This window comes from Azohydromonas sediminis, from assembly GCF_003574675.1.
Lineage (GTDB): Bacteria > Pseudomonadota > Gammaproteobacteria > Burkholderiales > Burkholderiaceae_C > Calidifontimicrobium > Calidifontimicrobium sediminis.
The window spans coordinates 140,563-163,316 of record NZ_QOAZ01000004.1; the positions used below are offsets into that span (position 1 = coordinate 140,563).

The 22,754-nt window shown below is 71.3% G+C and carries 24 protein-coding genes and 1 riboswitch; of the genes, 17 read left to right on the forward strand and 7 right to left on the reverse strand.

What is annotated here, in order from left to right:
* Positions 1-36: 36 nt before the first annotated feature.
* Genes DRV96_RS04145 through DRV96_RS04165 form a run of 5 tightly spaced genes read left to right on the forward strand, consistent with a single transcriptional unit; the run spans position 37 to position 6,480 of the window.
* The gene (locus DRV96_RS04145; protein ID WP_119288062.1) at positions 37-3,942 is read left to right on the forward strand and encodes a DUF3683 domain-containing protein; all 3,906 of its coding nucleotides are present in this window, start codon (positions 37-39) and stop codon (positions 3,940-3,942) included.
* Positions 3,943-3,944: 2 nt separating this feature from the next.
* A complete protein-coding gene (locus DRV96_RS04150) occupies positions 3,945-4,382 on the forward strand; it encodes an HIT family protein (RefSeq protein WP_119288064.1) in 438 nt (145 codons plus the stop codon).
* Between the two features lie 51 nt (positions 4,383-4,433).
* Positions 4,434-4,847: a gamma-butyrobetaine hydroxylase family protein gene (locus tag DRV96_RS04155; protein ID WP_119288066.1), complete on the forward strand. Its 414-nt coding sequence runs from the start codon at positions 4,434-4,436 to the stop codon at positions 4,845-4,847.
* 8 nt (positions 4,848-4,855) lie between these two features.
* Complete coding sequence (gene ubiE, locus DRV96_RS04160; RefSeq protein ID WP_119288068.1) at positions 4,856-5,587, forward strand: bifunctional demethylmenaquinone methyltransferase/2-methoxy-6-polyprenyl-1,4-benzoquinol methylase UbiE; 732 nt, start codon at positions 4,856-4,858, stop codon at positions 5,585-5,587.
* Positions 5,581-6,480: an EpsD family peptidyl-prolyl cis-trans isomerase gene (locus tag DRV96_RS04165; RefSeq protein ID WP_119288070.1), complete on the forward strand. Its 900-nt coding sequence runs from the start codon at positions 5,581-5,583 to the stop codon at positions 6,478-6,480. Before ubiE ends, DRV96_RS04165 begins: the two co-directional genes overlap by 7 nt.
* 16 nt (positions 6,481-6,496) lie before the next feature.
* Here the strand turns inward: DRV96_RS04165 and DRV96_RS04170 are convergent, their stop codons facing one another.
* Positions 6,497-7,945: a mannose-1-phosphate guanylyltransferase/mannose-6-phosphate isomerase gene (locus DRV96_RS04170; protein ID WP_119288071.1), complete on the reverse strand. Its 1,449-nt coding sequence runs from the start codon at positions 7,943-7,945 to the stop codon at positions 6,497-6,499.
* The gene (galE, locus tag DRV96_RS04175) at positions 7,942-8,964 is read right to left on the reverse strand and encodes a UDP-glucose 4-epimerase GalE (RefSeq protein ID WP_119288073.1); all 1,023 of its coding nucleotides are present in this window, start codon (positions 8,962-8,964) and stop codon (positions 7,942-7,944) included. The genes DRV96_RS04170 and galE overlap by 4 nt, the downstream gene beginning before the upstream one ends.
* Before the next feature lie 107 nt (positions 8,965-9,071).
* Here galE and DRV96_RS04180 point away from each other — a divergent pair, with 107 nt between their 5' ends.
* The 10 genes from DRV96_RS04180 to clsB all read left to right on the forward strand — a co-directional run bounded on the left by DRV96_RS04180 (position 9,072) and on the right by clsB (position 17,655).
* A complete protein-coding gene (locus DRV96_RS04180) occupies positions 9,072-9,614 on the forward strand; it encodes a hypothetical protein (protein WP_119288075.1) in 543 nt (180 codons plus the stop codon).
* Positions 9,611-11,164, forward strand: coding sequence for a ubiquinone biosynthesis regulatory protein kinase UbiB (ubiB, locus tag DRV96_RS04185; RefSeq protein WP_119288077.1), 1,554 nt, complete (start codon positions 9,611-9,613; stop codon positions 11,162-11,164). Before DRV96_RS04180 ends, ubiB begins: the two co-directional genes overlap by 4 nt.
* A gap of 177 nt (positions 11,165-11,341) precedes the next feature.
* The gene (locus DRV96_RS04190) at positions 11,342-11,647 is read left to right on the forward strand and encodes an FmdB family zinc ribbon protein (RefSeq protein ID WP_119288079.1); all 306 of its coding nucleotides are present in this window, start codon (positions 11,342-11,344) and stop codon (positions 11,645-11,647) included.
* A gap of 83 nt (positions 11,648-11,730) precedes the next feature.
* Positions 11,731-12,393 carry a DUF502 domain-containing protein gene (locus DRV96_RS04195; RefSeq protein WP_119288081.1) on the forward strand — a complete coding sequence of 221 codons (663 nt, stop codon included), beginning with the start codon at positions 11,731-11,733 and terminating at the stop codon, positions 12,391-12,393.
* Between the two features lie 88 nt (positions 12,394-12,481).
* On the forward strand, positions 12,482-14,266 hold the full coding sequence (gene aspS, locus DRV96_RS04200) for an aspartate--tRNA ligase (protein ID WP_119288083.1): 1,785 nt from the start codon (positions 12,482-12,484) through the stop codon (positions 14,264-14,266).
* 106 nt (positions 14,267-14,372) lie between these two features.
* Complete coding sequence (locus DRV96_RS04205) at positions 14,373-14,654, forward strand: type II toxin-antitoxin system prevent-host-death family antitoxin (RefSeq protein WP_119288085.1); 282 nt, start codon at positions 14,373-14,375, stop codon at positions 14,652-14,654.
* Between the two features lie 5 nt (positions 14,655-14,659).
* The gene (locus DRV96_RS04210) at positions 14,660-14,977 is read left to right on the forward strand and encodes a CcdB family protein (RefSeq protein ID WP_119288088.1); all 318 of its coding nucleotides are present in this window, start codon (positions 14,660-14,662) and stop codon (positions 14,975-14,977) included.
* A complete protein-coding gene (nudB, locus tag DRV96_RS04215) occupies positions 14,970-15,479 on the forward strand; it encodes a dihydroneopterin triphosphate diphosphatase (protein ID WP_235823272.1) in 510 nt (169 codons plus the stop codon). Before DRV96_RS04210 ends, nudB begins: the two co-directional genes overlap by 8 nt.
* A gap of 20 nt (positions 15,480-15,499) precedes the next feature.
* On the forward strand, positions 15,500-16,303 hold the full coding sequence (locus DRV96_RS04220) for an endonuclease/exonuclease/phosphatase family protein (RefSeq protein ID WP_235823277.1): 804 nt from the start codon (positions 15,500-15,502) through the stop codon (positions 16,301-16,303).
* The gene (clsB, locus tag DRV96_RS04225) at positions 16,300-17,655 is read left to right on the forward strand and encodes a cardiolipin synthase ClsB (RefSeq protein ID WP_235823273.1); all 1,356 of its coding nucleotides are present in this window, start codon (positions 16,300-16,302) and stop codon (positions 17,653-17,655) included. Before DRV96_RS04220 ends, clsB begins: the two co-directional genes overlap by 4 nt.
* Before the next feature lie 24 nt (positions 17,656-17,679).
* Here the strand turns inward: clsB and DRV96_RS04230 are convergent, their stop codons facing one another.
* The 3 genes from DRV96_RS04230 to DRV96_RS04240 form a co-directional block, all read right to left on the reverse strand.
* Complete coding sequence (locus DRV96_RS04230; protein WP_119288093.1) at positions 17,680-18,006, reverse strand: DUF190 domain-containing protein; 327 nt, start codon at positions 18,004-18,006, stop codon at positions 17,680-17,682.
* A 3-nt stretch (positions 18,007-18,009) separates the two neighbouring features.
* Positions 18,010-18,408, reverse strand: coding sequence for a fluoride efflux transporter CrcB (crcB, locus tag DRV96_RS04235; RefSeq protein WP_119288095.1), 399 nt, complete (start codon positions 18,406-18,408; stop codon positions 18,010-18,012).
* Positions 18,409-18,480: 72 nt separating this feature from the next.
* Positions 18,481-18,550: riboswitch (Fluoride riboswitch) on the reverse strand.
* A gap of 39 nt (positions 18,551-18,589) precedes the next feature.
* A complete protein-coding gene (locus tag DRV96_RS04240; protein WP_210756965.1) occupies positions 18,590-18,976 on the reverse strand; it encodes a DUF805 domain-containing protein in 387 nt (128 codons plus the stop codon).
* A 77-nt stretch (positions 18,977-19,053) separates the two neighbouring features.
* Here DRV96_RS04240 and DRV96_RS04245 point away from each other — a divergent pair, with 77 nt between their 5' ends.
* Positions 19,054-20,130, forward strand: a complete 1,077-nt coding sequence (locus tag DRV96_RS04245) for a ligase-associated DNA damage response exonuclease (protein WP_235823274.1) — start codon at positions 19,054-19,056, stop codon at positions 20,128-20,130.
* Here the strand turns inward: DRV96_RS04245 and DRV96_RS04250 are convergent.
* Positions 20,121-20,825: a PEP-CTERM sorting domain-containing protein gene (locus tag DRV96_RS04250; protein ID WP_162910939.1), complete on the reverse strand. Its 705-nt coding sequence runs from the start codon at positions 20,823-20,825 to the stop codon at positions 20,121-20,123. The genes DRV96_RS04245 and DRV96_RS04250 overlap by 10 nt on opposite strands.
* A gap of 245 nt (positions 20,826-21,070) precedes the next feature.
* Here DRV96_RS04250 and DRV96_RS18345 point away from each other — a divergent pair, with 245 nt between their 5' ends.
* Positions 21,071-22,204 (forward strand): hypothetical protein, encoded by a 1,134-nt coding sequence (locus DRV96_RS18345; protein ID WP_210756966.1) that lies wholly within the window; start codon positions 21,071-21,073, stop codon positions 22,202-22,204.
* Here the strand turns inward: DRV96_RS18345 and DRV96_RS18530 are convergent.
* Positions 22,146-22,442 carry a toxin-antitoxin system TumE family protein gene (locus tag DRV96_RS18530; RefSeq protein WP_119288102.1) on the reverse strand — a complete coding sequence of 99 codons (297 nt, stop codon included), beginning with the start codon at positions 22,440-22,442 and terminating at the stop codon, positions 22,146-22,148. The two genes, DRV96_RS18345 and DRV96_RS18530, sit on opposite strands and share 59 nt — an antisense overlap.
* Positions 22,443-22,754: the final 312 nt, after the last annotated feature.

Genomic DNA, 22,754 nt, shown 5'->3' on the forward strand with positions numbered 1-22,754 from the left:
GCCTCGACAGGCCCGCCCGTTCGTGGCCTGCCACCCATGAACGCACCCCTTCCCGTGACCACGCTGGCCGCCGCGGCGACGACCGCCGGGGCCGCCGAAGGCGCCGCGCCGCGTCTGCGCGAGATTCCTTACAACTACACCTCGTTCTCGGACCGCGAGATCGTGCAGCGCCTGCTCGGCGCGCGCGCGTGGGAGGTGCTGAACCGGCTGCGCGAGGAGCGCCGCACCGGCCGCTCGGCGCGCATGCTCTACGAGGTGCTGGGCGACATCTGGGTCGTGCAGCGCAACCCGTACCTGCAGGACGACCTGCTCGACAACCCGAAGCGCCGCGCGCTGCTGATCGAGGCGCTCGAGCACCGGCTGCGTGAAATCGAGAAGCGTCGCGACGCCGCCGACCCCGCGCGCGACGCGCTGGTCGGCGAACTGCTGGCCGCCGCGCGCGCGGCGGTGCGCGAGTTCGCCGCGTCGTTCGACGCCGTCGACGCGCTGCGCCGGCGCACGAGGCGCGTGCTCGGTCGCCACACCGCAAAGGACAACATCAAGTTCGACGGCCTGTCGCGCGTGTCGCACGTGACCGATGCGACCGACTGGCGCGTCGAGTACCCGTTCGTCGTGCTGACGCCCGACAGCGAGGCCGAGATCGCCGGCCTCGTGGCCGGCTGCATCGAGCTGGGCCTGACGATCATCCCGCGCGGCGGCGGCACCGGCTACACCGGCGGTGCGGTGCCGCTGACGTGGAAGAGCGCGGTGATCAACACCGAGAAGCTCGAGAAGATGAGCGAGGTCGAGATGGTCACGCTGCCCGGCGTCGACCACCCGGTGCCCACGGTGTGGAGCGAAGCGGGTGTGGTCACGCAGCGCGTGGCCGACGCGGCCGAGCGCGCGGGCTACGTGTTCGCGGTTGACCCGACGAGTGCCGAGGCCAGCTGCATCGGCGGCAACATTGCGATGAACGCCGGCGGCAAGAAGGCCGTGCTGTGGGGCACGGCGCTGGACAACCTCGCGAGCTGGAAGATGGTCACGCCCGAGGCGACCTGGCTCGAGGTCGTGCGGCTGAACCACAACCTGGGCAAGATCCACGACGTCGATGTCGCGAGCTTCGAGCTGCGCCACTACGACGCCAGCGGGAAGAAGCTGCTGCGCACCGAGCGGCTCGACATTCCGGGGCGCGTGTTCCGCAAGGAAGGGCTCGGCAAGGACGTCACCGACAAGTTCCTCGCCGGGCTGCCGGGCATCCAGAAGGAAGGCTGCGACGGCCTGATCACGAGCGCGCGCTGGGTCGTGCACCGCATGCCGGCGCACGTGCGCACCGTGTGCCTGGAGTTCTTCGGCAACGCGAAGCTCGCGGTGCCTGCGATCGTCGAGATCAAGAACCTGATGTTCGCCGAGGCGAAGAAGCCGGGCGGCGCGATCCTCGCGGGGCTGGAACACCTCGACGACCGCTACCTCAAGGCGGTCGGCTATGCGACGAAGAGCAAGCGCGGCGGGCTGCCGAAGATGGTGCTGCTCGGCGACATCGTCGGTGACGACGAGGCCGCCGTCGCGCGCGCGGCGAGCGAGGTCGTGCGCATCGCCAACAGCCGCGCCGGCGAGGGTTTCGTCGCGGTCAGCGCCGACGCGCGCAAGAAGTTCTGGCTCGACCGCAAGCGCACCGCGGCGATCGCCAAGCACACCAACGCGTTCAAGATCAACGAGGACGTGGTGATCCCGCTCGAGCGCATGGGCGAGTACACCAACGGCATCGAGCGCATCAACGTCGAGCTGAGCCTGCGCAACAAGCTGCAGCTCGTCGACCGGCTGGAGGCGTTCTTCGCGCGCGGCGCGCTGCCGCTGGGCCGCAGCGACGACGCCGGCGAGATCCCGAGCGCCGAACTGCTCGAGGACCGCGTGCAGCAGGCGCTGCAGCTGCTGCGCGAGGTGCGGGCGCTGTGGCAGCAGTGGCTGGAGGGGCTGGACGTCGTGCAGGCCGGCGGGCGCACCTTCTTCGAGGACCTGCAGGACGGCACGCTGCGCGCGTCGTGGAAGACGCAGATCCGCGCGCCGCTGCGCGAGATGTTCTCGGGCGCCGCGTTCAAGCCGGTGCTCGACGAGTGCGAGCGCATCCACGCCGAGGTGCTGCGCGGGCGCGTGTGGGTGGCGCTGCACATGCACGCCGGCGACGGCAACGTGCACACCAACATCCCGGTCAACAGCGACGACTACGAGATGCTGCAGACCGCGCACGAGGCGGTCGCTCGCATCATGAAGCTCGCGAAGAGCCTCGACGGCGTGATCAGCGGCGAGCACGGCATCGGCATCACGAAGCTCGAGTTCCTCGCCGACGACGAGATCGCCGCGTTCGCCGACTACAAGCGCCGCATCGACCCCGAGGGCCGCTTCAACAAGGGCAAGCTGCTGCGCGACCTGAGCGGCCTGGGCGACGACGTGCGCGCCGCCGACCTGCGCCACGCCTACACGCCGAGCTTCGGGCTGATGGCCCACGAGTCGCTGATCATGCAGCAAAGCGACATCGGCGCGATCAGCGACAGCATCAAGGACTGCCTGCGCTGCGGCAAGTGCAAGCCGGTGTGCGCGACCCACGTGCCGCGTGCGAACCTGCTGTACAGCCCGCGCAACAAGATCCTCGCGACCTCGCTGCTCATCGAGGCGTTCCTGTACGAGGAGCAGACGCGCCGCGGCATCAGCATCAGGCACTGGGCCGAGTTCGAGGACGTCGCCGACCACTGCACGGTGTGCCACAAGTGCCTGAACCCGTGCCCGGTCAACATCGACTTCGGCGACGTGTCGATGAACATGCGCAACCTCCTGCGCAAGATGGGGCGCAAGAGCTTCCGGCCCGGCAACGCGGCGGCGATGCTGTTCCTCAACGCGACGAACCCGCAGACGATCAAGCTGATGCGCAGCGCGATGGTCGACGTCGGCTTCAAGGCGCAGCGCTTCGCGAACGACGTGCTCAAGGTCGTCGCGCGGGCGCAGACGGCCGCGCCGCCGGCCACGGTGGGCAAGGCACCGCTCAAGGAGCAGGTGATCCACTTCGTCAACAAGAAGATGCCCGGCGGCCTGCCGAAGAAGACGGCGCGCGCGCTGCTCGACATCGAGGACAAGCACTACGTACCGATCATCCGCGACCCGGCACGCACGAGCGTCTACACCGAGGCGGTGTTCTACTTCCCCGGCTGCGGCTCGGAGCGGCTGTTCAGTCAGGTCGGGCTGGCGACGCAGGCGATGCTGTGGCACGCCGGCGTGCAGACGGTGCTGCCGCCGGGGTACCTGTGCTGCGGCTACCCGCAGCGCGGCAGCGGGCAGTTCGACAAGGCCGACAAGATCATCACCGACAACCGCGTGCTGTTCCACCGCGTGGCCAACACGCTGAACTACCTCGACATCAAAACGGTGGTGGTCAGCTGCGGCACGTGCTACGACCAGCTGCAGGGCTACAAGTTCGAGGACATCTTCCCCGGCTGCCGCATCATCGACATCCACGAGTACCTGCTCGAGAAGGGCATCGTGCTGCCGTCCAAGGGCGCGTACCTGTACCACGACCCCTGCCACAGCCCGATGAAGCTGCAAGAGCCGATGAAGACCGTGAAGGCGCTGGTCGGTGACCAGGTGCTCGAGAGCAAGCGCTGCTGCGGCGAGAGCGGCACGCTCGGCGTCACGCGGCCCGACATCAGCACGCAGGTGCGCTTCCGCAAGGAAGAGGAGCTGCGCAAGAACGAGGCGGCGCTGCGCGCGCAGGGCGTGCAGGGCAACGTCAAGATCCTCACCTCGTGCCCGAGCTGCCTGCAGGGCCTGAGCCGCTACCAGGACGACCTGAGCAGCGGCCTGCTCGAGGCCGACTACATCGTCGTCGAGATGGCGCGTCAGATCCTCGGCGAGAACTGGCTGCCCGAGTACGTCGCGCGTGCCAACGCCGGCGGCATCGAGCGCGTGCTGGTGTGAGCATGGCCGCGAAGGTCGCCGGCTGCGAGCTGTGCGAGCACGACGGCGGGCGGCTCGTCCACCACGACGGCGACTGGCGCGTCGTCCGCGTCGACGACGCCGCGTTCCCGGCCTTCTACCGCGTCGTCTGCAACCGCCACGTCGCCGAGTTCAGCGACCTCGACCCGGCCGAGCGCGAGCGCTGCATCGTGCTCGTCGACGCGGTCGAGCGCACGCTGCGCGAGCGGCTGCAGCCGACCAAGATCAACCTCGCGTCGCTGGGCAACGTGACGCCGCACCTGCACTGGCACGTGATCGCGCGCTTCGACTGGGACAGCCACTTCCCGCAGCCGGTGTGGGGCGCGGCGCAGCGTGCGCCCGACACGGCGCGGCTGGCCGCGCTGCGCGCGCGGCTGCCCGAGCTCGACCGCGTGCTGGCCGAGCGCTTGCACTATGCTTGACGGCGCGGGTCGTCGCCCCGCGCGCCACCCCCGCATCTTCGGAGTCTTCGCATGGCCGGTCTCGACCGCAACACCCCGCAACCGACCGAGGTCACGGTGCACCAGCAGTCGCGCGTGCTCGAGATCGCGTTCGACGACGGCGCGCGCTTTCGCATCCCGTTCGAGCTGATGCGCGTGTATTCGCCGTCGGCCGAGGTGCAGGGCCACGGGCCGGGGCAGGAGGTGCTGCAGACGGGCAAGCGCCACGTCGAGATCGTCGGCCTCGAGCCGGTGGGCCACTACGCGATCCAGCCGACGTTTTCCGACGGGCACGACTCGGGCATCTTCTCGTGGGACTACCTGTACTTCCTCGGCTCGAAGCAGGACGAGCTGTGGGCCGAGTACGCGCGCCGGCTCGCCGAGGCGGGTGTGGACCGCGACGCGCCGATGCCCGAGAAGGCGGGCGCCGGCTGCGGCCACCACTGAGCACGGCGATGGCGCAGACCCACTTCGGCTTCGAGAGCGTCGACGAGCGCGAGAAGGCGCAGCGCGTGCGCGGCGTCTTCGACTCCGTCGCGCCGAAGTACGACCTGATGAACGACCTGATGTCGCTCGGCCTGCACCGGGCATGGAAGGCGTACACGGTCGCGGTGGCCGACGTGCGCGAGGGTCAGCAGGTGCTCGACATCGCCGGCGGCACCGGCGACCTCGCGCGCGCGTTCGCGCGCAAGGTCGGCGCCAGCGGCTGCGTCGTGCACACCGACATCAACCTCGCGATGCTGACCACCGGGCGGGACCGCCTGCTCGACGAAGGCCTGGCGCTGCCCACCGTCGTCTGCGACGCCGAGCGGCTGCCGTTTCCCAGCGACCGCTTCGACGTCGTCAGCGTCGCCTTCGGGCTGCGCAACATGACGCACAAGGAGCTCGCGCTCGCCGAGATGGCGCGCGTGCTCAAGCCGGGCGGGCGGCTGCTGGTGCTCGAGTTCTCGAAGGTCGCCAAGCCGCTCGAGAAGGTCTACGACTGGTACTCGTTCAACGTGCTGCCTCGGCTCGGCCAGTGGGTCGCCGGCGACGCCGACAGCTACCGCTACCTCGCCGAGTCGATCCGCATGCACCCCGACCAGGCGACGCTCAAGGCGATGATGAAGGCCGCCGGCTTCGGCCACGTCGACGTGCACAACCTCACCGGCGGCGTCGTCGCGCTGCACGTGGGCATCAAATGCTGACGCCGCGCGCGGTGGCCGCGCTGCTCGCGGTGGCCGCGCTGCTGGCTGGCTGCGGCGACCCGACGAAGAAGGAACGCGCCGCGCAGCCGGTGGCCGCGCGCGTCAACGGCGAGGCGATCACGGTGCCGCAGATCGACCTCGTGCTGCAGCAGCAGCCCGGCCTGCGGCCGCCGCAGACCGACGCCGCCGCGCGCGTCGTGCTCGAGCGGCTGATCCACCAGCAGCTCGCGGTGCAGCGCGCCGCCGAGCTCAAGCTCGAGCGCGACCCGCGCGTGCAGCTGCAGCTCGACGCCGCGCGGCGCGAGGTGCTCGCGCGCGCCTACGCCGAGCACGTCGGCGCGGCCGCCGCCAAGCCCACCGACGACGAGATCCGCCGCTACCACGACGAGCACCCGTGGCTGTTCGCGCAGCGGCGCATCTACCAGCTGCAGGAGTTCGCCGTCGAGGCGCGACCCGATCAGCTCGACGCGCTGCGCGCGCAGCTCGAGGCCACGCGTCAGACCGGCGAGTTCGTCGAGTGGCTGCGCGCCAACGGCTACCGCTTCGTCGCGACGCAGGCGGTGCGCCCGGCCGAGCAGCTGCCACCGGCGGTGGCGAAGGCGATCGCGGCGCTCGACGACGGGCAGGCCCTCTTCAGTGTCGCACCCGGCGGCGTGCAAATCGTCGTGCGCGCCGGCTCGCGCGAGCAGCCCCTCGACTTCGACGCGGCGCGCCCGGCGATCGAGCAGCGCATGCTCGCCGAGCGGCGCCGCGCGCTGGTGCGCGACGACCTGCTCGCGCAGCGGCAGAAAGCCCGGGTCGAGTACGTCGGTGCGTTCGCCGCGTCACCGCCGCCGGCCGTCGACCCGGCCGCCAGCGACGTGCTGCCCGAGGCGTCGGCGCCGGCGCGCTGAACGGCCGCGGTACGCGTCAGCGGCGGCCGTAGGTGTCTTCGAAGCGCACGATGTCGTCTTCGCCGAGGTAGCTGCCCGACTGCACCTCGACGATTTCGAGCGGCACCTTGCCCGGGTTGGCCAGGCGGTGCACCTCGCCGAGCGGGATGTAGGTGCTCTGGTTCTCGGTCAGCAGGATCTTCTTTTCGCCGACGGTGACCTCGGCGGTGCCCTTGACGACGATCCAGTGCTCGGCGCGGTGGTGGTGCATCTGCAGGCTCAGGCTCGCGCCGGGCTTGACCATGATGCGCTTGACCTGGAAGCGCGGGCCGTCGTCGATGCTGTCGTACCAGCCCCACGGGCGGTGCACCTTGCGGTGCAGCGCCTGCTCGCCGCGCTGCTCGGCGCCCAGCCGCTCGACGACTTTCTTGACGTCCTGGCTGCGCGCACGGCTGGCCACGAGGACGGCGTCGGCCGTTTCGACGACGACGACGTCGTCGACGCCGATCACGCTGACGAGCCGGCTGCTCGCGTGCACCAGCGTGTTGCGGCTGTCGGTGACGATCGCATCGCCGACCGTCGCGTTGCCGGCCGCGTCCTTCGGCAGCACCTGCCACACCGCGTCCCACGCGCCGAGGTCGTTCCAGCCGGCGTCGAGCGTGACCATGCGGATCGCGGTGCCGCTGCCCGGGCAGCGCTCCATCACGGCGTAGTCGACCGACTCGGCCGGCACCGCGGCGAACTCGGCCGCACCCGGGCGCACGAAGCGGTCGTCGCGGCGGCGCGCGTCCCACGCGGCGCGCGTGGCCGCTGCGATGTCGGGGCGGAAGCGCTCGAGCGCGGCGAGCCAGGCGCTCGCGCGCAGCACGAACATGCCGGCGTTCCAGAAGTAGCCGCCCTCGGCGAGGTAGCGGCGCGCGGTCTCGGCGTCGGGTTTCTCGACGAAGGCGGCGACGTCGAACGCGCCGCCGTCGCCGGCCGGCGCGCCGGCGCGGATGTAGCCGTAGCCGGTCTCGGGGCGCGTCGGCGCGACGCCGAGGATCACGATGTCGCCCGCGGCCGCGCGCTGCGCCGCGGCGCGCAGCGCGCGCGTGAAGGCAGCGTCGTCGGTGACGGTCTGGTCGGCCGGTGTCACGACGAGCACCGGGTCGGCGCCGCCGTCGAGGGCGGCCAGCGCGGCCAGCGTGAGCGCCGGCGCCGTGTTGCGCCCGGCCGGCTCGAGCAGCACGGCGCCGGGCTCGAGCCGGCATTCGCGCAGCTGGTCGAGCACGAGGAAGCGGTGCTCCTCGTTGCCGACCACCAGCGGCGGCGCCACCGCGACGCCGTCGCCGGCCAGCGCCGCCAGGCGCTTGGCGGCCTGCTGGAACAGGCTGTCGTTGCCGGCGAGCACGAGGAACTGCTTCGGGTAACCGGCGCGCGACAGCGGCCACAGCCGCGTGCCGGAGCCGCCGGCCATCACGACGGGCTGGACGGGGATCGTGTTCATGGGGTCGAGGCGTAGCCGTTCGGGTTGCGCTGCTGCCAGCGCCAGCTGTCGGCGCACATGCGTGCGAGGTCGTGCTTGGCGCGCCAGCCGAGCAGTTCGGCGGCCAGCGTCGGGTCGGCCCAGCACGCGGCGACGTCGCCCGGGCGGCGCGCGACGATCTCGTACGGGATGGTGCGACCGCTGGCGCGCTCGTAGGCGTGCACGACCTCGAGCACGCTGTGCCCGCGGCCGGTGCCGAGGTTGACGGTGAACGAGCCCGGCGCGTCGAGCAGGCGCTGCAGCGCCGCGACGTGGCCTTCGGCGAGGTCGACGACGTGGATGTAGTCGCGCACGCCGGTGCCGTCGGGCGTCGGGTAGTCGTTGCCGAAGACCTGCAGCTTCGCGCGCCGGCCCACCGCGACCTGCGCGACGTAGGGCATCAGGTTGTTCGGCGCCTCGCGCGGGTCCTCGCCGATCAGCCCCGACTCGTGCGCGCCGACGGGGTTGAAGTAGCGCAGGCACGCGGTCTGCCACGCCGGCTCGGCGCGGCCGAGGTCGCGCAGCACCTGCTCGCCGATCAGCTTGGTCTGGCCGTAGGGGTTGGTCGCGGCGAGCGGGAAGTCCTCGCGGATCGGCAGCGTGGCCGGCTCGCCGTAGACGGTGGCGCTCGAGCTGAACACGAAGCGCCGCACGCCGTGGCGCAGCATCGCCTGGCACGTCGTGACCAGCCCGCCGACGTTGTTCGCGTAGTAGTCCAGCGGCCGTGCCACCGACTCGCCGACCGCCTTGTGCGCGGCGAAGTGCACGACGGCGTCGATGCGGTGGCGGGCGAACACGCCGTCGAGCGCGGCGGCGTCGCACACGCTGGCCTGCTCGAACTCGCAGCGCGCGCCGGTCAGCCGCTGCAGCCGCGCGAGCACCTCAGGCGAGCTGTTGGCGAAGTTGTCGACGCCGACGACGGCAAAGCCCGCCGCGTGCAGCGCTAGCCAGGTGTGCGAGGCGATGTAGCCGGTGGCACCGGTCAGCAGGATCGTCGTCATGGGGGAGGTGGTCGGCGCCGCGCTCGGTGGGCGCCGCCGCATTGTCCACAACGGGCGGCCGCGCCGGGACGACCGGATGCGGGGTGGGCGCTGCCTACAATCCGTGCATGCTTCACGCGCTCGCCTCGCTCGTCGCCCCGGCCATGATGGAGCGGCTGACGCTGGCCATCAACCACGTGCTCGCCGCCGAGCCGGCGGCCACGCAGCGGCTGGCCGCGCACCGCGGGCGCACGGTGCACGTCTACCTCGAGCGCTGGCCGTCGCTGCTGCCGCCACCGCCGCGGCTGGCGTTCGCCGTCACGCCGGCGGGGCTCGTCGAATGGCAGGCCGAGGGCCTCGCCGAGCCGGACCTGCACGTGCACGTCGATGCGTCGAACCCGGCGCTGCTCGGCGCGCGCGTGCTGCTCGGCGACACGCCGGGCGTCGAGATCGCCGGCGACGCGGCGCTCGCCGCCGACGTGCACTGGGTCATCGACAACGTGCGCTGGGACGCCGAGGCCGACCTCGAGCGCCTGTTCGGTGCGCGCGTCGCGCACGACCTGGCGCGCGCCGGCTCGGCGCTGGCGCGCGCGCTGCGCACGGCCGTGCGCACCGGCGTCGACCTGGCCACGCGCCTGAAGCCCGGTGGCGCCGAGCGCGGCGGCCCATGAGGCAGTTCGCGCGACTGGTCTTCATCGTCTACACCGTCCTGCGCTTCGGGCTGGACGACATCGCGCTGTCGGGGTTCCGCCAGCGCTGGGTGCGGCTGCTGGCGCGCGTGATCACGGTCGGCCGCCGCCTCGACGAGCCGCGCGGCGTGCGGCTGCGGCGCGCGCTCGAGCGGCTCGGGCCGATCTTCGTGAAGTTCGGCCAGGTGCTGAGCACGCGCCGCGACCTGCTGCCGCCCGACATCGCCGACGAGCTCGCCAGGCTGCAGGACCGCGTGCCGCCGTTTCCGAGCGCGCAGTCGCGCGCGCTCGTCGAGCGCGCGTTCGGCCGCCCGATCGAGCAGGTGTTCGCGCGCTTCGACGCCGAGCCGGTGGCCAGCGCGTCGATCGCGCAGGTGCACTTCGCGCAGCTGCTCGACGGGCGCGAGGTCGCGGTCAAGGTGCTGCGCCCGGGCATGCTCGCCGTCATCGACGACGACCTCGCGCTGCTGCACCGGCTGGCGCGCTGGGTCGAGCGCGTCTCGGTCGACGGACGGCGCCTGAAGCCGCGCGAGGTGGTGGCCGAGTTCGACGGCTACCTGCACGACGAGCTCGACCTCGTGCGCGAGGCGGCCAACGCCGCGCAGCTGCGGCGCAACATGCAGGGGCTGAACCTGGTGCTGATCCCCGAGATGATCTGGGAGCTGTGCACGCCGGGCGTGATCGTGATGGAGCGCATGAACGGCATCCCGATCAACCAGGTGCAGCGCCTGCGCGACGCCGGCGTCGACTTCAAGAAGCTCGCGCGCGACGGCGTGACGATCTTCTTCACCCAGGTATTCCGCGACGGCTTCTTCCACGCCGACATGCACCCGGGCAACATCCAGGTTTCGGTCGCGCCGGCCACGTTCGGGCGCTACATCGCGCTGGACTTCGGCATCGTCGGCACGCTGACCGACTTCGACAAGGACTACCTGGCGCAGAACTTCATCGCCTTCTTCCGCCGCGACTACAAGCGCGTGGCCGAGCTGCACGTCGAAAGCGGCTGGGTGCCGCCGTCGACGCGCGTCGACGCGCTCGAGTCGGCGATCCGCGCGGTGTGCGAGCCGTACTTCGACCGCCCGCTCAAGGAGATCTCGCTGGGCAACGTGCTGATGCGGCTGTTCCAGACCTCGCGGCGCTTCAACGTCGAGATCCAGCCGCAGCTCGTGCTGCTGCAAAAGACGCTGCTCAACATCGAGGGGCTCGGGCGCGAGCTCGACCCCGATCTGGACCTGTGGAGCACGGCCAAGCCGTTCCTCGAGCGCTGGATGGACGAGCAGGTCGGCTGGCGCGGCTTCCTCGCGCGCCTGGGCAACGAGGCGCCGCGCTACGCGCACCTGCTGCCCGAGCTGCCGCGGCTGGTGCACCGGTCGCTGCAGCAGCGCGCCGGCGACCCGGTGCCGCTGCTGCGCGAACTGCTCGCCGAGCAGCGGCGCACGCGCCGGCTGGTGCAGTCGGTGGTGCTGGCCGTCGCCGGCTTCGTCACCGGTGCGGTGCTGACGCAGGCCTGGCTGCACTGGCTGCGCGGCTGAGCGCGCCTGCGCCGGCGCGGCGCGGGGCAGGGGGGTTGAAACCGGCGGCGGGGCCTCGAAATGTAGAATTCGAGGTTTTTCAGCCGTGCCGCTGCCGCGCGTGGTGGCGGGCGCTGAACGGCCCGACAGTCCCCATCACCCCAACCCCGGCGCGCGAGCGCCGGCAGGAGTTGCATCATGCCCATCTACGCCTACCGCTGCTCGTCCTGCGGCCACGCGAAGGACGTGCTGCAGAAGATCTCCGACCCCGTGCTGACCACCTGCCCGTCCTGCGGCGCCGAGACCTTCGCCAAGCAGGTGACGGCCGCCGGCTTCCAGCTCAAGGGGTCGGGCTGGTACGTGACCGACTTTCGCGGCGGCAGCGGCGGCGCGTCGGCCAAGCCCGCCGACGGCGCGGCCGCCGGCGAATCCAAGCCGGCCACCGCCACGAGCGACGCCGGCGCGGCGTCCGGCGGCTGCGGCGCCTCGTGCGGCTGCGCCTGAACGCGGCGCGGCGCGGCCCGGCACCGACGCGGCCTGCCGCACCGCCTGCCCCGCACCCCCCGACCGCCCGCTGAAGGCCCGACGTGAAGCGGTTTCTCGTCGCCGGCGTGCTCGTGTGGCTGCCGCTGGCCATCACGGTGTACGTGCTGCTGTGGCTCGTCGGCCTGATGGACGGCGTCTTCGGCGCGCTGCTGTCGGCGGTGGCGGCCATCGCGCCGGCGAGCGCGCAGTCGGGCATCGAGCGGCTGCGCGACTGGCCCGGGCTCGGCGTCGTCGTCGTGTTCGTGCTGCTGCTGGCCACCGGCATCTTCGCGACCAACTTCTTCGGCCAGTGGTGGCTGCGCCAGTGGGACCGGCTCGTCGGCAAGATTCCGATCGTCAAGTCGATCTACAGCTCGGTCAAGCAGGTCTCGGACACGCTGTTCTCGAGCAGCGGGCAGGCGTTTCGCGAAGCGGTGCTGGTGCAGTACCCGCGCGCCGGCGCGTGGACGATCGCCTTCGTGACCGGCAAGCCCGGCGGCGAGGTCGCCGAGCACCTGCCAGGCGACTATCTGAGCATCTACGTGCCGACGACGCCGAACCCGACGTCGGGCTTTTTCCTGATGCTGCCGCGCGCCGACGTGATCGAACTCGACATGAGCGTCGATGCGGCGCTGAAGTACATCATCTCGATGGGCGTCGTCGTGCCGGCCGCCGCGCCGGGCGCTGCGCCCAAGCTGCCGCTGGCGCGTACCCCGGCCGGCTGAGCGCGCGGTCCGTGGCCGTGCCGCGCCCCGCGCCGAACCCCGGCTGCCCGATTCCCCACGAACCACCCCGACCCGGAGCCTCCATCCCATGAGAACCAGCTACTGCGGCCTCGTCAGCGACGCCCTGATGGGCCAGACCGTGACCCTGATGGGCTGGGCGCACCGCCGGCGCGACCACGGCGGCGTGATCTTCATCGACCTGCGCGACCGCGAAGGCATCGTGCAGGTCGTCTGCGACCCCGACCGGCCGCAGACGTTCGCCACCGCCGAAGGCGTGCGCAACGAGTTCTGCCTGAAGGTCGTCGGCGTCGTGCGCGCGCGTCCCGCCGGCACCGAGAACGCGAACCTCGTCAGCGGCAAGGTCGAGGTGCTCGCGCACGAGCTCGAGGTGCTCAACCCGAGCGTGACGCCGCCGTTCCAGCTCGACGACGACAACCTCAGCGAAACGGTGCGCTTGACGCACCGCGTGCTCGACCTGCGCCGCCCGCAGATGCAGAAGAACCTGATGCTGCGCTACCGCGTCGCGATGGAGGCGCGCAAGTTCCTCGACGAGCACGGCTTCATCGACATCGAGACGCCGATGCTCACCAAGAGCACGCCCGAGGGCGCGCGCGACTACCTCGTGCCCAGCCGCGTGCACGACGGCATGTTCTTCGCGCTGCCGCAGTCGCCGCAGCTGTTCAAGCAGCTGCTGATGGTCGCCGGCTTCGACCGCTACTACCAGATCACGAAGTGCTTCCGCGACGAGGACCTGCGCGCCGACCGCCAGCCCGAGTTCACGCAGATCGACATCGAGACCTCGTTCCTCGGCGAGGACGAGATCCGCGCGCTGTTCGAGGGCATGATCCGCCGCGTGTTCCAGCGCGCGCTCGGCGTCGAGCTGCCGGCGTACCCGGTGATGACGTACGCCGAGGCGATGCACCGCTTCGGCAGCGACAAGCCCGACCTGCGCGTCAAGCTCGAGTTCACCGAGCTGACCGACGTGATGGCCGATGTCGAGTTCAAGGTCTTCTCGGGACCGGCCACGACCCCGGGCGGGCGCGTGGCCGCGCTGCGCGTGCCCGGCGGCGGCGAGATGAGCCGCGGCGAGATCGACGGCTACACCGAGTTCGTCAAGATCTACGGCGCCAAGGGGCTGGCGTGGATCAAGGTCAACGACCTCGCGAAGGGCCGCGAGGGGCTGCAAAGCCCGATCGTCAAGAACCTGCACGACGCGGCGATCGCCGCGGTCCTGCAGCGCACTGGTGCGGCCAACGGCGACCTGATCTTCTTCGGTGCCGACAAGGCCAAGGTCGTCAACGACGCGCTGGGCGCGCTGCGCACCAAGATCGGCCACAGCGAGTTCGGGCGCGCGAAGGGCCTGTTCGAGGACCGCTGGGCGCCGCTGTGGGTCGTCGACTTCCCGATGTTCGAGTACGACGAGGACGAGGGCCGCTGGAACGCGATGCACCACCCGTTCACGTCGCCGAAGGACGGCCACGAGGACCTGATGGACAGTGACCCGGGCGCCTGCCTGGCCAAGGCCTACGACATGGTGCTCAACGGCTGGGAGCTCGGCGGCGGCTCGGTGCGCATCCACCGCGCCGACGTGCAGCGCAAGGTGTTCAAGGCGCTGAACATCAGCGACGAGGAGGCGCGGGCGAAGTTCGGCTTCCTGCTCGACGCGCTGCAGTACGGCGCGCCGCCGCACGGCGGGCTCGCGTTCGGGCTGGACCGGCTCGTCACGCTGATGACGCGCGCCGAGTCGATCCGCGACGTGATCGCGTTCCCGAAGACGCAGCGCGCGCAGTGCCTGCTGACCGGCGCACCGAGCCCGGTCGACGAGAAGCAGCTGCGCGAGCTGCACATCCGGCTGCGCAATCCGCGCAGCTGAGCGCGGCACACGGCCGGTGGGGTCGCCGCCCGCGCGCTGGCGCTGCGGCGCGCCGCGCGGCAGCGGTGTACGATCGATGGCCAGATTAGCTAACGGGCTGCCTGCCATGCCGACGAGCGTCACCGCCACCGAAGCCAAGAACCGTCTCGGGCAGGTGCTCGAGCGTTCGCAGCGCGAGCCGGTGTTCATCGAGAAGGCCGGGCGGCCGTACAGCGTCGTGATCTCGAGCGAGCGCTACGCGCAGCTGCTGCGTGCCGAGCAGATGCCGGCTGTCTCGGGCCACGACGCCGGTGCCGCGTTCTACGAGAAGTACAAGGACTGGGTCGACGAGCAGAACCGCCTGGTCGATCGCTTCGGCATCCCTGGCGAAGAATTCCGCCCTTGGTGACGGGCATGGCGCAATTCGACGTCTACGCCAATCCGTCGCCGGCTCAGCGCGAGGCGTTCCCGTACCTCGTCGTGATCCAGAGCGACCAACTCGACCGTGTCGCGACGCGGCTGGTGATGCCGCTCGCGCGCATGTCGGTGCCCGCGGCGGCGCTGCCGCGGCGGCTCTCGCAGCCGGTCGACATTGGCGGTGAAAGGCTGTATCCGGCGGCGCAGCTGTGTGCACCGCTGCCGGCACGACTGCTGCGCGAGCCGGTGGCCTCGCTGCGGCATGCATCGGCGTCGCTGGTCGATGCCCTCGACGCGGTGGTCGGCGGTGTCTGAGTCCGCGGCCGGCCGCCGTCCCAAGATCCCCGAGTCGGTGCTGGTCGTGATCCACACGCCGCAGCGCGAGGTGCTGCTGATCGAGCGCGCCGACCGGCCCGGCTACTGGCAAAGCGTCACTGGCTCGAAGGACGACCCCGACGAGCCGCTCGTGCGCACCTGCGTGCGCGAGGTGGCCGAGGAGACCGGCATCGCGATCGGCGACGGCGGCGACGTGCCGCTGTCGGCGCTGCGCGACTGGGGCCTGTCCAACGTCTACGAGATCTACCCCGTCTGGCGCCACCGCTACGCGCCGGGCGTGACGCACAACACCGAGCACGTGTTCGGCCTGACGGTGCCGCGCGGCATCGCGGTCACGCTGAACCCGCGCGAGCATCTGCGGTTCGAATGGCTGCCCTGGCGCGAGGCGGCCGACCGCTGCTTCTCGCCGAGCAACGCCGAGGCCATCCTGCAGCTGCCGCATTTCCTGCCGGATCCGCCGCCCGAGGACCACCGACCGTGATCCGCCAGCACCTGAGGCAGCTGAACCCGCTGCAGTCGACGCTGCTGCCGCCGTTCGACGGCGCGGGCGAGGTGCTGCGCGTGGCCACCTACAACATCCACAAGGGCGTGCGCGGCGTCGGCCCGAGGAAGCGCCTGGAGATCCACAACCTCGGGCTGGGCATCGAGGCGCTCGACGCCGACCTCGTGTTCCTGCAGGAGGTGCGGCTGTTCCACGCGCGCGAGGCACGCCAGTTCGAGCGCACCTGGTTCGGCTGGCCGCAGCAGGGGCAGGCCGAGTTCCTCGCCCCCGAGGGCTACGACGTCGCCTACCGCACCAACGCCGTCACGCGCCACGGCGAGCACGGCAACGCGCTGCTGTCGCGCTGGCCGATCGGCGAGCCCGGCCACTACGACGTGTCGGACCACCCGTTCGAGCAGCGCGGCCTGCTGCACGTGCCGGTGCAGTGGCAGGGGCTGACGATCCACGCCGTCGTCGCGCACTTCGGGCTGATCCACGCCAGCCGCGTGCGCCAGGTGCAGCGGCTCGCGCAGTACCTCGACGCAAACGTGCCGCGCGACGAGCCGCTGCTGGTGGCCGGCGACTTCAACGACTGGGGCGAGAAGCTCGATGGCCCGATGGCCGAGATTGGCCTCACTCGCGCGCGCGCCGAGCACCTGCCGGCGTCGCACCGGCTGACGTTCCCGTCGCGCGTGCCGGTGTTCGCGCTCGACCGCGTCTACATGCGCGGGCTCGTGTGCCGCTCGACCTTCGTGCCCCGCGGCGGCGCGTGGGCCCGCATGTCGGACCACCTGCCGCTGGTGGCCGAGCTCGAACTCGCGTGACCGAGACCCCGTTGCCGCCGGCGCCAGCGGCGGCTCCAGCGCCTGCAGCGGTTCCGACGCTGCCGCCCGTCGAGGCGCCGCCGGCGCCCGGCCACCACGACCTGCGCTGGTACCTGCACCCGCGGGCGCTGTTCACCGGCGGCAACCGCGTGCGCCTGCTGCGCGGCGGCGACGAGATGTTTCCGGCGATGTGCGACGCGATCGAGCGCTCGCGCGACGAGGTGTGGCTCGCCACCTACATCTTCCACCACGATGCCGCCGCCAAGCGCGTCGCCGATGCGCTGGCCGCCGCGGCGCGGCGCGGCGTGCGCGTGCACGTCGTCGTCGACGGCTTCGGGTCGATGTCGGCGCTGCCGACGCTGCAGCGCTGGTGGGCCGGCAGCGGCGTGCGGCTGACCGTGTTCCGGCCGGTGACGAACTGGCGTGCGCTGTTGCAGCCCGAGCACCTGCGGCGGCTGCACCAGAAGCTGTGCGTCGTCGACGCCGAGGTCGGCTACGTCGGCGGCATCAACATCATCGACGACCGCCACGACCTGCGCCACGGCCCCACCGCCGAGCCGCGGCTGGACTTCGCCGTCGAGGTGCGCGGCCCCGTCGTCGCGCCGGTGCTGCAGACGACGCAGGCGATGTGGCACCGCGCGTCGTTCGGCGAGGACTGGCCCGACCAGATGCGCGCGCTCGCGCGCGCGGCCGACCCGCTGGCGCGCGTGCGCGCGCTGCTGCGCGAGGTGCGCATCGTCGCCGGCGACAGCGTGCTCGCCGACACCGCCGACGCGCCGATGCTGGCCGCCTTCGTCGTGCGCGACAACCTGCGCCAGCGCCGCGCGATCGAGCGCGCCTACATCGATGCGTTCCGCCGCGCGCGCACGCGCATCGACCTCGCGAGCCCGTACTTCTACCCCGGGCGCCAGTTCCGCCGCACGCTGCGCGACGCGGTCCAGCGCGGCGTGCGCGTGCGCCTGCTGCTGCAGGGCAAGCTCGACTACCGCATCGCCGGCTTCGCGGCGCGCTCGCTGTACACCGAGCTGCTGTCGCGCGGCGTGCACATCCACGAATACCAGGCCGCGTTCCTGCACGCCAAGGTCGCTCTCGTCGACGACGACTGGGCCACGGTGGGCAGCTCCAACATCGACCCGATGTCGCTGCTGCTCAACCTCGAGGCCAACGTCGTCGTGCGCGACCCCGACTTCACGCGCGAGCTGGCCGCCGAGTTCGACCGCGCGATCGCGCAGTCGCGCGAGATCAAGCGCCCCGGCCTCGCGCAGGGCCCGTGGGCCGTGCTGCAGCGCGCCGCGATGGCGTGGCTCGCGCGGCTGTACCTGCGCGTGGCCGGCGTCGGCGGGCGGTACTGACGGCGGCGCGGCGCCGCGCCGCGCTCAGCCGGGCGGCGGCGCGCCGACGACGCCGAACTCGACTTCGGTGCGCACGTAGAACAGATTGGCCTGCTCGGCCTCGAGGCGGCGAAACAGCGCGTCGCACTGCTCGGGCGTCAGTGCGACGACGACCTCGACCGGCTGGTCGGCGAGCTCGAAGAAGTGCGCCGCGTGCAGCCTGCCGTTGCGCCCGATGCCTTCGGCCGCGACCACCGTCGTGACGCCCTGCACGCCGACCTCGCGGCACACGCCGAGCAGCCAGTCGTGCACCGTCTGGCGGCCGTGGCGGCGGCCCTGCGGCGTGATGAACGTGACCTGGTAGCCCTTCATGGTTCAGCCTCCGAGCGACGAAGGTGCGCGCGCGAACGCGACGGTGGCGATGCCCAGCAGCGTCATCGCGACGCTGCCCAGCAGGTGTGCCGCCGCGGTGGCCAGCGCCCAGCCGGGGCGGCCGGCCTGCAGCTGGGCGACGACCTCGGCCGAGAAGGTCGAGAACGTCGTCAGCCCGCCGAGGAAGCCGGTGACGATGAACAGCCGCCATTCGGGCGCGAGGCCGGGATGGCTGCCGAACCAGGCCACCGCGACGCCGATCAGGTAGCCGCCGACGAGGTTGGCCACCAGCGTGCCCGGCGGCAGCATCGGAAACAGGGCATTGAGCTGGGTGCCCAGCACCCAGCGCAGCAGCGCGCCGAGCGAGGCGCCGGCGCTGATCGCGAGAATCGAAGCGAGCAAGCGGTCCGTCCTTGTTGCGGGTGGGCCGCCGCGGGCGCAAGCGATACGGCGCTACGCGACCGCCCGGCGGGCCGGTTCGCAGGCATCATCGGCCCGGCCTTGCCCGGGCGGTTCGAGGAGGCATGCCATCTCCTGCCGCCCATCGTAGCGCAAGCCGCGGCGCGCGGCCGCGCTGCGCGAGTCAGCGCACGGCGATCGGGTCGTCGCCGTAGCGGTTGGGGCCCGGTGTGCCGCGCAGGAAGCCGTTTTCGATCAGCAACCACAGCCCGCCGATGACCGGGATCAGCCCGACGAGCACCCACCACGCCGACTTGTCGCGGTCGTGCCAGCGCTTGATCGAGATCGCCAGCGACGGCCACAGCAGCACCAGCGACGCGACGGCGGTGGCGGTGTCCTCGTCGGCGCCGGCGATGCGCAGCAGCGCCGTCAGCAACAGCCCGAGGCCGAGGATCGCCGCGACGCCGTACAGCCACCACGTGCGCCGCGAGATGCGCCCGTGCGCGCTGAAGAAGATCTGCGCCGGCTCCATCGGCGCGGGGCGGCGGGTGGCGACGTCGGGTGCGTTCACGGCGAGGCGGTGCGTGGCGAGGCCGCGAGCATACGCGGCCGCCGCGACGCCGTGCGCCTTGCGTCTACGATCGCGCGGTGGCCGTGACATCCGACACCGTGGCGCCGCGCGCCGCGGCCGACCTCGTCGTCGAGCGCCCCGAGGGGCTGTACTGCCCGCCGGGTGATTTCTTCATCGACCCGTGGCGGCCGGTCGGACGTGCCGTCATCACGCACGCGCACGCCGACCACGCGCGCCGCGGCCACGCGCACTACCTCGCCTCGGCAGCGAGCGCCGGCGTGCTGCGCGCGCGGCTCGGCGACGACATCGCGCTGCAGATGCTGGACTGGGGCGAGGTGGTCGAGCACCGCGGCGTGCGCGTGAGCCTGCACCCGGCCGGCCACGTGCTCGGCGCGGCGCAGGTGCGCCTCGAGCACGCCGGCCGCGTGTGGGTCGTCTCGGGCGACTACTACCTCAGCGCGCACGACGAGACCCAGCCGACCTGCATGCCGTTCGAGCCGCTGCGCTGCGACGTGTTCGTCACCGAGAGCACGTTCGGGCTGCCGGTGTACCGCTGGCGGCCACAGGCCGAGGTGTTCGCCGAGATCGACGCGTGGTGGGCCGCCAACGCCGCGGCCGGGCGCGCGAGCCTGCTGATGGGCTACAGCTTCGGCAAGGCACAGCGGCTGCTGGCGGGTGTCGACGCGTCGATTGGGCCGATCGTCGTGCACGGCGCCGTCGAGGCCGTCAACGCTGCGTACCGTGCCGCCGGCATCGCGCTGCCGGTCACGCACCGCGCACATGAACTGGGCCGCGACGACCTGAAGCGCGCGCTCGTCGTCGCGCCGCCATCGGTGCAGGGCAGCGCGTGGCTCAAGCGCTTCGGCGACTGCAGCGACGCGTTCGCCAGCGGCTGGATGCAGCTGCGCGGCGCGCGCCGCCGCCGCGGCGTCGACCGCGGCTTCGTGCTGTCGGACCACGCCGACTGGCCCGGGCTGCAGCGCGCGATCGCCGCCACCGGTGCCCAGCGCGTCATCGTCACGCACGGCCACGAGGCCGTGATGGTGCGCTGGCTGCGCGAGCAGGGGCTCGACGCGGCGTCGTTTCGCACCGAGTATGGCGACGACGTGCTCGACGACGATGCGGTGCCGGCGGCGGGCGCCGATCAGCCTTGAGACCGCCAGCGGCGCGCGCCCGCGGCGCCGCCGAGCGCCAGCGCGACGAGCACCCATGTCGCCGGTTCGGGCACGCGCTGGATCCAGATCAGCTGATCCTGCTTGCCCGGCTGTCCCACCGAGCGCAGCACGTACAAGTCCTGCGTGATGGGCGTCCCGACGGAAGCGGCCAGCAGCGAGTTGGCGTAGGCCGCATGGCTGCTCGCATCGTTGAACGTGCCGCCGGTGAGCGAGACGTCGGCGTCGTAGATCGTGTTCCAGATCGCCAGCTGCATCGGCGTCGACTCTTGCGAGGTGTCGACCCAGGTCGGCGTGCCTTCGACCAGGCTGACCAGCCGCGCGAGCCGGTCCACGATGGCGGTGGAGAACAGGGCGCTGGCCGGCATCAGCGTGAAGACCGCCGTGCCAGGTTCGCCGTCCATCTTCACGGAATACGTGCGGCCGGGCGAGGTGTCGAGGCTCTCGGCCAGATCGACGCAGTACATCTCGACCAGGGCGTTGTTGAACCGCGTGTCGCTCAGCCCGCTCAATGACCCCTTGAAGCCGCCGGCCAGTCCTCGGTACGTGGGAGCGGAGACATTCACGGTGTGGCCGCTGCCGAACAGCCAGCCGTTCATCGTCAGCGTGGCCGCATGGGTGCTGGCCATCCAGGGCAGCAGGGCCATCGTGGCCAGCAGGCGGTGCAGGTTTTTCATGGACATCGGATCGGTGCGTTGCAAGGGCGGCCGCTGGCCTCGAGATGAGCCACGACGCTATCGCCCGGTGGTCCGACGCGCATCCCGCGACCCCGGGGTGAAGGCGTGAACCGATGCGCACCTACCCGCAACTCGGGGGGTATGCTGGAGCGTCGTCGACGTAGCGGGAGGGCGTGTTGCGCTGGCGTGTTGCTCGGCGGCGCTCGCAGTCGTCGCACCGGCGCGTTCTAGCGCCGCGGTTGGCGATGGCGCTCGTGGGCATGCTGACGGCCGGCTGCGCCGGCCTGGAAGGACTGGCCCAGTTGGGCGCAAGCACGCTGTGGGCCGCGACGGCGCCGGTGCCGGCGTCCGGTTTTGCGCTGGATGCCGAGCTGCGCGCCCATGCCATGACGGGCCGCTGGGACCAGACGGTGACGCTCACGATCGCCTATCGGCTGCTTCGGCTGCAGGATGACGTCGTGGTGTTCGCGCACGACATCGAAACCCGCGGCCACGCCGCGTTCGGGCGCGAGCGGTGGCGCACGCGGATCTCGTCGGCCGGGCGACCGAAGACGCGGTGCGGTCGAACGTGGCCGCGTTGCTCGAGCTGCTCGCGACGGTGCGCGTTGGCTCGCCCGAAGCAGGATTTCCAAGCGTCTTTGGCAAGACTCAGTCACCGGGGACGACGCCGGATCTGCAGCGGGATGCCTTCGGTCGAGTTTGGCGTCTCCACGCGCGCCGCGCACGTCGCCATCGCGGCTCGCGTCTGCGACCCCACGAGGGCGACCGCAGGTTCACACGTGGTTGCGCGAGGAATCTTCGTCGATGACTGGCCGCTTCAGGGCGGCGGCGATGAGCTTGGTCAGCAGATCCGTTCCAGGCAGATCACCCGGCGCGAGGCCCAGCGCAATTCCTGTCCGTGGGGTGGCTGCTCGTGCCATGCTGCATCGATCTTCAGCGGTCAGACCGGAACCGCGATGAGCCCGCGAAGCGCTCATTCGGGTTGCGTTGCTCTATGCGGCTTGAAGCAAGAACTCGACCCTGACGGCGTCGAAGGGGAACTCGACCTTCCCTTCCGGTGTGCGACTCAGTACCCCCGCATCGAGCAACGCCGTGATGTCACCGTGAACCGCTTTGACATCACGGCCCGCCCTGCGGGCTGCCTCGCGTATCGACATCGGTCCCGCTCGGCACATGACCTTGAGAAGTTCCCAACGCTTGGCGGTCAGGACTTGCCAGAGCAACTCTGGCGTCGCGAACGCGATGCGCGCCTCACGCTCGCCTCGGCCCGTTCTCATCGCGTGGGCGGCATCGGCCAGAGTCTGCTTCAGAGAGCGAACTTCAAGTACGACCGTGTTCACGATTCCACCTCTTCACTTCTGACTCGAAGTCGACCATGAGTTGTTCCGGCGTCGTGAAGGCATAGGCCGATTCCACGTTGCCGATATGACGATGATCGCCCTTGCCCCTTTCGTTGTCGTACCGCAGGACGCACTGCCCGCGCACCACATAGGCCAGCCTGTACTTGAACGGGTGCGATGCTGGTGGGACCGGCTCACGCACCCGCCAAACGACGACCTCGACAAACGCGTCTGCCGCCAGCACGACCCGCCGACGGATCAATGGTGAGGCCTTCATTGATGGAAATGATGCCAACACGCACAAGTGTTGTCAATCGATCCAACATTCGACGCCCTTCGAACCTAACCTGTGATGCCCAAGAGGCGCGTTCATGCCAGCCGCGCGAAGGCGCACGGCACGGCGGCACTGTCTCATATGACTGCACCTGATTAGCGAGCAACCTCAGCGGGCTCAGTCTTTGAGCCTGTGAGCCACGAAGATGGCCGCATCCACCCTGGAGGCGCGCCATGCCGATGAACCGAGTGCAGTTTCAAGCCGGACTTTCGATGCCCGAGTTCCTCGAGCGCTACGGAACCGAAGACAAGTGCC

Bases quoted from the DNA above. Each gene is read 5' to 3' on its own strand.
- DRV96_RS04145 (WP_119288062.1), top strand. From the start codon at position 37: ATGAACGCACCCCTTCCCGTGACCACGCTGGCCGCCGCGGCGACGACC.
- DRV96_RS04150 (WP_119288064.1), top strand. From the start codon at position 3,945: ATGGCCGCGAAGGTCGCCGGCTGCGAGCTGTGCGAGCACGACGGCGGG.
- DRV96_RS04155 (WP_119288066.1), top strand. From the start codon at position 4,434: ATGGCCGGTCTCGACCGCAACACCCCGCAACCGACCGAGGTCACGGTG.
- ubiE (WP_119288068.1), top strand. From the start codon at position 4,856: ATGGCGCAGACCCACTTCGGCTTCGAGAGCGTCGACGAGCGCGAGAAG.
- DRV96_RS04165 (WP_119288070.1), top strand. From the start codon at position 5,581: ATGCTGACGCCGCGCGCGGTGGCCGCGCTGCTCGCGGTGGCCGCGCTG.
- DRV96_RS04170 (WP_119288071.1), bottom strand. From the start codon at position 7,945: ATGAACACGATCCCCGTCCAGCCCGTCGTGATGGCCGGCGGCTCCGGC.
- galE (WP_119288073.1), bottom strand. From the start codon at position 8,964: ATGACGACGATCCTGCTGACCGGTGCCACCGGCTACATCGCCTCGCAC.
- DRV96_RS04180 (WP_119288075.1), top strand. From the start codon at position 9,072: ATGCTTCACGCGCTCGCCTCGCTCGTCGCCCCGGCCATGATGGAGCGG.
- ubiB (WP_119288077.1), top strand. From the start codon at position 9,611: ATGAGGCAGTTCGCGCGACTGGTCTTCATCGTCTACACCGTCCTGCGC.
- DRV96_RS04190 (WP_119288079.1), top strand. From the start codon at position 11,342: ATGCCCATCTACGCCTACCGCTGCTCGTCCTGCGGCCACGCGAAGGAC.
- aspS (WP_119288083.1), top strand. From the start codon at position 12,482: ATGAGAACCAGCTACTGCGGCCTCGTCAGCGACGCCCTGATGGGCCAG.
- DRV96_RS04205 (WP_119288085.1), top strand. From the start codon at position 14,373: ATGCCGACGAGCGTCACCGCCACCGAAGCCAAGAACCGTCTCGGGCAG.
- DRV96_RS04210 (WP_119288088.1), top strand. From the start codon at position 14,660: ATGGCGCAATTCGACGTCTACGCCAATCCGTCGCCGGCTCAGCGCGAG.
- DRV96_RS04230 (WP_119288093.1), bottom strand. From the start codon at position 18,006: ATGAAGGGCTACCAGGTCACGTTCATCACGCCGCAGGGCCGCCGCCAC.
- DRV96_RS04250 (WP_162910939.1), bottom strand. From the start codon at position 20,825: ATGAAAAACCTGCACCGCCTGCTGGCCACGATGGCCCTGCTGCCCTGG.
- DRV96_RS18345 (WP_210756966.1), top strand. From the start codon at position 21,071: ATGGCGCTCGTGGGCATGCTGACGGCCGGCTGCGCCGGCCTGGAAGGA.
- DRV96_RS18530 (WP_119288102.1), bottom strand. From the start codon at position 22,442: ATGAAGGCCTCACCATTGATCCGTCGGCGGGTCGTGCTGGCGGCAGAC.